The sequence below is a fragment of the Streptomyces sp. M2CJ-2 genome (assembly GCF_016757295.1).
Classification (GTDB): Bacteria; Actinomycetota; Actinomycetes; order Streptomycetales; family Streptomycetaceae; genus Streptomyces.
Genome location: NZ_JAESIF010000141.1, coordinates 1 through 6,871 on the forward strand (window position 1 = coordinate 1; position 6,871 = coordinate 6,871).

A 6,871-nucleotide genomic window follows, 5' to 3' on the forward strand; every position below is an offset into this window, starting at 1 on the left:
GTGCCCGACCTGCCGAAGATCCCTGAAGCCGACCCGACATGCCGAACCCGCCCCAACCTAACCAAGCCCTACTAGGAGCGGGTGCCCGTCGGGGGCCTCGCACGGCGCGCAGTCCACCGGGTCCTTTTGCCCAGGCTGCCGGGGTTGCGCTCGGAGTGCCGCCTGCCGTCGGTGTCGGGCTCGGAGGCCCGGGTCGGCGGGTGCAGCGCGGTCATCAGCTCCAGGCCGGTGACGGCGGTGGAACCGCGCGGCGTCATCACCCGGGACGCGTACACACCCAGCACGCGGGCGAGTTCGGCCGGCGGCAGCTGCCCGGCCTCACCCCAGTGCCGGGTGTCCAGCGCGTTCCACGACGGGATGCACAGCTGCACGCAGGCCCGCTCCGAACCCTGCGCGGGGCGGTAGATCCGCGCCCACGGGCCGAACCCGCGCTTGGTCAGCTTCCACTCCGCGCGGACCAGCTGCTTGATGACCTTGTGGCCCTCCGGCAGGCGCCCGGCGAGCCGCTCCTCCTCCGCGAGGGCGACGGGGAGGCCGTAGCGCTCCAACGCGGCCTCGGTGAGCACGAGCAGCGGGTCGGCGTCCTTGCCCGGCCCGGACAGCCTCGGCTGCCCGAGCCTCGCCTCCGTGAGCGTCCAGTCGACCAGGGCCGGGAGGGACTTGGCGGGCACGTCCAAAACCAGGCCGCCGGTGCAGTACGCCAGCACCTTGCCGTCCTCGACGTCGACGACCGCCAGCGGCCCGTTCTCGAAGCGCGCGTCGGCGCCGCCCACGGGGGCGCCGGCCGGGGCCGCCTTCTTCGCGCCCGGACGGCGCGACGTCGACGACGTCGGCCTGGCGGTGCGCGCCGGACGCGGCGCGGCCGTCGGAGCAGCGGCGACGGGGGCGGCGCTGGTCTGGGTGTTTTCGTGTGCGGTCGTGTCCGCTGCGTCGGATGCCGGGCCTGGGGACAGAGTCTGCGATTTCGCCGGGGCGGGCACGGCGGTGAACGCGGCCGGCACCGCCGGGACGGCCGGCTCCTTCGTCACTGCGGGGGCGGGGTAGAGCTCCGCGAGCTTGTCCAGCAGCCGGGCGTACGCCTCGCGCTCCGGCGGGCGGGGCTCGGTCTTGCCGGACTCCCAGCCGGACACCGTGGCCCGGCGCACCTTCAGTGCGGTGGCCACTTCGTCGATCGTCAGGCCGTGTGCGGCACGCAGCCGCTTGCGCTCCGCCGGTGGCGGCAGCGTGGCGCGGGACGCGAGCAGTGCGTCGACCGCGTCGAACAACTCGGACATGGAACACCTCCTGCCAACCAACACCCTACCCCATGAAACGTACGAACCGCGTACTTTTACCGTACGAATTACGTACGAAATACGTACGAGGGGTGTCGGGTCGGTTGTTCTGGCCGGATGGGTGGCCGGTTCTCACGAACGCGGACCGGCTCGAGACGCTGTTCACTACCGTCGTGACCATGGCGAAGGGGAAGACCGGTCCGGTCGACTGGACGATGCGGGTGGTGCTGTGGCTGTACGCGCTCGTGAGCATCCCGCTGTACCTGTGGTTCCTGCACCACAAGGGCGACCGCTGGGGCCAGCAGCTGCCCGCCGACGACGACCTGCGCTTCTGGCTGCCGATCGTCGTCCCACTCGCCGCGTTCAGCTTCACCACGATCTCCAGCACGTCCTGGTGGTGGAGCACCGAGACCCGTCCGTTCCTCTTGGGCCGCAAGCACTGGCGGTTCATGATGGTCTTCGTCGTCGCCCTGTCCCTGATGGCCGGCTTCTTCGACTCCGCGAGCCGGGACGTCGTCTTCGTGGTGCTCACCGTGATGGTGGCTTTGTCCACGAGAACGAGCAGCAGATGTTCACCACTTCGGGAGGCATCCGGCTCGTAGAGGATTAGAACAGGGGCGCTACACACCGTGGCAATCCACAGTCCCGGGCAGCGGATGAAAAAGACAGTGGCCGGTCCGCCACTGAGCTGCGAAGATGCCCTCTGTTTCTCTCGCGGAGGATGCTTGTTCGTTTTTGTGTGTGCTGGGTGTGGCGCCAGGCTGACCATCCCGCTGTCCCGGGTTGCGCTGCCGGTCCACGCCCATCAGAGGTACGGGAACGGGATTCAGCTCCCGGTGCTCATGGAGTCGGGCACGTTCGCCGTGGAACCGGAACCCTGGGGGGCGCCGTGGAGGAGGTGGGAGGAGATCGATCCAGACGAGGCGACGGCCCGCGGCATTCACGCACCGCTCTACGCCTTGTCCGACGGCGCTCCTGGCACGATTGTCGTCGCACCTGGGGATATCCGCGGCACCGTGCTCGTCCCCGAGGAAGGCAGCGGCTACTGCTGCGGCCTCGACTGGGGTGACGGCCCCAACCTGGCCTGTGAGGCGTGCGGCTTGCCCGTGGCGAGCAGGATCGACGACTGCTCACTCTGGCAAGCGGTCTGGCTCGCACCGGATGCCGTGCACCGCCTCCCCGTCGACGGCACCGATGCCGCAATGCTCTCCTGGGCAGAACTGTTGGAGGAGGGAAAAGGCACGCCCCCGATGGAGCCGATCACCAGATGGGGCTCGCTGGACGGGCTGGACCACTGGTGGTCATGGAGCCCGCAGTGGGAGGCGGCAGCCGGCCAGGCCCTGGCCCACCTGCTGGCTGCTTCGGACGGCCGACCGGTGACTGTGCCACAGGGCCAGATCGCCGAAGTGTTCCAACGCGCCCTCGACGCTCTGCTGCCCGCGGGCCGGCCGGCCCGGCGCGCCGTCCTGGCCGGACCGGGATTGCCCGTCCCTGACACGGGCGCCGACATAATCCTCGTGCCGACCCATCCGCAGTCGGGGGAACCCTGGAGCCCGGCCGACGCGGACACCGCGGCATACGCGGTGCCGCTGCCGTTCGGGGTGTGGATGTGGATGGCCTTCCCCGAGCCACACCCACACCTCCCCACGCCGGGAGCCATGCCCGACGGCGTACTCCGCGACGACCCGCCCGCGCCGCGTCCCTATTACCTGTTCCGGGCCGACCCGGGAACCTTCCAGCACACGCTGGTCCGATTGCCGGCCGTCCGCAGCCCGTGGCTGCGCGAGATCCTCGAGAACCTCACGCACCACACGCGCGCTGGCCTCTTCTAGCCGACAGGCAAGAGACTGTCGGCGTCGGCTGAATCGTGGTTCTGGATCACTTTCCGTGCTGGGGCCACGGAGGGTCACCACAACCGCGATCATGAACGGCCGTGGGTGATGTCCTCCTCCAGGACCTGTGGTTCCACCAGGTCGAAGGTGTTGTGATCGAAAGCGTCGTGCCCGACGGCGAGTTGGTGGTCGTTCGGGCCCGCGCATCAGCGGAGCGGGCGGTGTGTCCCACCTGTGGGACGGCATCGGCCCGGGTGCACAGCCGGTACGTACGTCGGCTCGCGGACAGCGCGGTGGGCGGTCGACCGGTGGTCGTCGAGTTACAGGTCCGGCGGTTCCGTTGCCGCGAACGGTCCTGTTCACAGGCGACGTTCGCCGAACAGGTGGACGGGCTGACCTTCCGGCACGGGAGGCGAAGCACCGGGCTGCAGACGGTGCTGCAACAGGTAGCGGGGCGCTGTCACGTTGTTGAGTGCGTGAGTGCCTGACGGAGTGTCGGGTGTGGTGGGGCCGGGTTCCGGCTCCGTGCTCAGGCCGCGGCAGACAGGCCGGCGATGCCGGTGATCTGGTCCCAGACTGCGAAGCGGGTGGTCATCTTGGCGCGGTATTCGGTGGCGGTCATCAGATGCCGCCGGGGGCGGAAGTGCGGTGAGATCCCGCTGAACGCGGCCAGGAACTGCTGGGCTCCTCCGACGGAGCGGAAGCCTTTCATGGCGCGTTCGCGTTGCCGGGTGGGCTGGTGGCTGTTCTCCGCCCGGTGGTTCAGGCCCTGGTGGGAACGGTGCTCGACGGAGGGCATGACCTCGCGGTGGGCGACGCCGTAGGAGCGGAGCTTGTCCGTGACGACCACTCTGGGCACCGCGCGCGTCTTCTTCAACAGGCGGCGGAAGAAGCGCCTGGCCGCAGCGGTGTCCCGGCGGTTCTGCACGAGGATGTCCAGCACCATCCCGTCCTGGTCGACGGCCCGCCACAGGTACTTCTGCTCTCCGTTGATCTTGATGAAGACCTCGTCCAGGTGCCATTTATCGCCCGACCTCGCATACCGGCGGCGCAGGCCGTTGGCGTAGGCCTGCCCGAACTTGGCGCACCAGCGGCGGACCGTCTCGTGGGAGACGACGACACCGCGCTGGAGCATCAGCTCCTCGACCTCGCGGAAGCTGAGCGGGAAGCGGAAGTACAGCCACACACAGTGGGCAATAACCTCGACCGGGTACCGGTGCCCCTTGTACGACGGCGGCGCGCTGTCCACGGACGACCCCTCCCAGCATGACCAACCAGAAGATCATTCCACCCGGTTGGTCAACGTGACAGTGTCCTCCGGACGGTTCGGACGGTGCCCTGAGGTGGTGGACCCATCGCAAAAACTACCTGAAGATTGTTGAAAGGTGAACTTTCTGTTGCGTGGGCTATTTCACCGCTGTCGCCTCGCCCGGAGGGAAATAATCCGGCCTTCCGCGGCCTTCGCGCGGCCAAGTTCAGCCGTATCGACGGGCAGGGGGGAACCGCCGCCGGCCGAGACGGAACGGCAGCCCACCCCGGCGGCCGCCCGGACCCGGCCCGTCGTCGGCCGCTTCCCGCGCACGCGGGGATGGCCCCGGCCCCAGGGGGAACTTCCCGACTTTCGGCGCCGTCGCGCGCGTCCCCAGCCGGGGCGGTGAGGGGAGTCGGGGAGGTCGCCTTGCCGGGCGGGGCCGGTGCGGGCGGCCGGGGCGAGCAGGCCGTCGACCGGGATCGGCCGGCCGTGCACGGGATCCGGGCCGTGCCGGGCGGATCCACCCCGTCTCGCGGCGGCGGATGGTCCTGCGGCGGGCTCCCACACGGGCCGGCGGCCTCCCGCTGGGTCAATATCGGCGATTTCTCGGCGAAGCGTGTGAGGGGTCAATCAGTCGAAGCAGCACCGGGATTGGGGCCGGGAGGGTGATGTGTTCCGGCTCGTTGCGAGCCCCCTGGTGGATCAGCCTCTCGCGGAGATGCTTTAGTGTTCAACCATTGGCGGGCGGCGTGGCCGAGACGACCACTCCTGTGACGCGCCGAGGAGCAAGCCGAAGCCCACGGCCGAACAGGCCGCAGCCGGCACGGCTCCGCACCGCCGCACAGCACGAAGGAGTTTTCGCATGTCAACACGGAGCCCGAAGTCGCGGACGCTGAGGTCCGCCGTCGTGAGCGTGCCGCTGGCTGCGGCCGTCGTCGCCGCGGCGTTCGCAGGGACCACCGGGACCGCCTCCGCGGCTGACCCGAAGCAGTCCGCGAACTGGACTTCCGCGGGTCATGACTCCCACAACACCCGCAACGCCGCGTCCGAGAAAATCCTGAACGCGGACAACGTCAAGAACCTGAAGGCGCGTTGGACCTTCACGGCCGGCGGTGACATCTCCGCCACGCCGACCGTGGTGGACGGCATCGCGTACGTGCCGGACTGGAGCGGCAAGCTCCACGTCGTGGACACCAAGACGGGCAAGGCCCTCTGGTCCAAGCCGGTGAGCACGTACAGCGGGATCGAGGGTGACGTCTCCCGGACCAGCCCCGCCTATGCGGACGGCAAGCTGGTCTTCGGCGAGGGCGTTCCGGCCATGAAGACCACCGAGGGCGCCTACCTCCTGAGCGCCGACGCCAAGACCGGCGCCCCGCTGTGGAAGACGCAGATCGACGACCACCCGGCGGCGGTGGTCACCGGCTCGCCGGTGATCGCCGACGGCGTGGCGTACGTGGGCGTGTCGTCCAAGTCCGAGGGGATGCCCGGCGAACCGACGTTCCGCGGCAGCGTCGTCGCGGTGAGCGTGGACACCGGTGAGATCCTGTGGAAGACCCACACGGTGCCGCAGGGCTACACCGGTGGCGCGGTGTGGGGCAGCCACCCCGCCGTGGACCTCGAGCGCGGCCTGGTGTACGTGGCCACCGGCAACAACTACTCGGTGCCGGAAGGCGTCTGCGCGACCCCGGACGCGACCGGGTGCACCCCCGCCTCCCCCGACAACCACCAGGACTCGATCGTCGCGTTCGACCTGAAGGACGGCAAGGTCGCCTGGGCCCGCCACACCCTCGAGGCCGACCAGTGGACGATCGAGAAGCCGAACGGCCCGGACTACGACTTCGGGTCGGGCCCGAACCTCTACACGACCACGGTGGACGGCAAGCGCACCGACCTGCTCGGGGTGGGCCAGAAGAGCGGCGTCTACTGGGCGCTCGACCCGGCCACGGGCAAGGTCGTCTGGCAGACGCAGGCCGGCCCCGGCGGCCTCGGCGGCGGCATCCAGTGGGGCTCCGCGACCGACGGCAAGCGCGTCTACGTCGCGGTCACCAACTACGACAACGTCCCCACCACCATCACCTCGGCGACGGGTGAGAAGTCGACCACCACGGGAGGCTTCTGGGCCGCGCTCGACGCCGCCACCGGCAAGCTCCTGTGGCAGACCGCCGACCCGCAGGGCCACAAGGCCCACGGCTTCGTGACCAGCGCCAACGGAGTCGTCTACGGCGGCTCCATGGCTCCCAAGGGCAACAACATGTACGCTCTCGACGCCAAGACCGGCAAGGTGAAGTGGGACTTCGCCAGCGGTGGTTCGGTCGTCGGCGGTGCCGCGGTGGTCAACGGCTCGGTCTACTGGGGCTCCGGCTACACCTCGGCGATGTGGCCGGACAAGGGCACGAACAACAAGCTGTACGCCTTCTCCGTCGGCAAGGGCAGCAAGAACTAGGGCCTGTTCGGGGTCGTGATCTCGGTTCCGATGCCCGCATCCGGCGAGGGCGGCCGAGCTGGTAGAACAC

Annotated in this window: 5 protein-coding genes and 1 pseudogene; 4 read left to right on the plus strand and 2 right to left on the minus strand. The window is 69.6% G+C overall.

What is annotated here, in order from left to right:
* Window positions 1-72: 72 nt before the first annotated feature.
* A pseudogene (locus tag JL475_RS37575) lies at window positions 73-1,274 on the minus strand (helix-turn-helix domain-containing protein); the annotation flags it as partial.
* A 179-nt stretch (window positions 1,275-1,453) separates the two neighbouring features.
* Between JL475_RS37575 and JL475_RS37580 the strand changes: the two are divergent.
* The 3 genes from JL475_RS37580 (at window position 1,454) to JL475_RS41810 (ending at window position 3,594) form a co-directional block, all read left to right on the plus strand.
* Window positions 1,454-1,876 (plus strand): hypothetical protein, encoded by a 423-nt coding sequence (locus tag JL475_RS37580; RefSeq protein ID WP_202282701.1) that lies wholly within the window; start codon window positions 1,454-1,456, stop codon window positions 1,874-1,876.
* Between the two features lie 123 nt (window positions 1,877-1,999).
* On the plus strand, window positions 2,000-3,106 hold the full coding sequence (locus JL475_RS37585; RefSeq protein WP_202282705.1) for a hypothetical protein: 1,107 nt from the start codon (window positions 2,000-2,002) through the stop codon (window positions 3,104-3,106).
* Between the two features lie 221 nt (window positions 3,107-3,327).
* Entirely contained in the window at window positions 3,328-3,594 is a 267-nt protein-coding gene (locus JL475_RS41810; RefSeq protein WP_368860255.1) for a transposase family protein, read from the plus strand.
* Window positions 3,595-3,635: 41 nt separating this feature from the next.
* Here JL475_RS41810 and JL475_RS37595 read toward each other — a convergent pair whose 3' ends face one another.
* Window positions 3,636-4,355 carry an IS6 family transposase gene (locus tag JL475_RS37595; protein ID WP_202282703.1) on the minus strand — a complete coding sequence of 240 codons (720 nt, stop codon included), beginning with the start codon at window positions 4,353-4,355 and terminating at the stop codon, window positions 3,636-3,638.
* 865 nt (window positions 4,356-5,220) lie between these two features.
* Here JL475_RS37595 and JL475_RS37600 point away from each other — a divergent pair.
* Window positions 5,221-6,801, plus strand: coding sequence for a PQQ-binding-like beta-propeller repeat protein (locus tag JL475_RS37600; protein ID WP_202282704.1), 1,581 nt, complete (start codon window positions 5,221-5,223; stop codon window positions 6,799-6,801).
* Window positions 6,802-6,871: the final 70 nt, after the last annotated feature.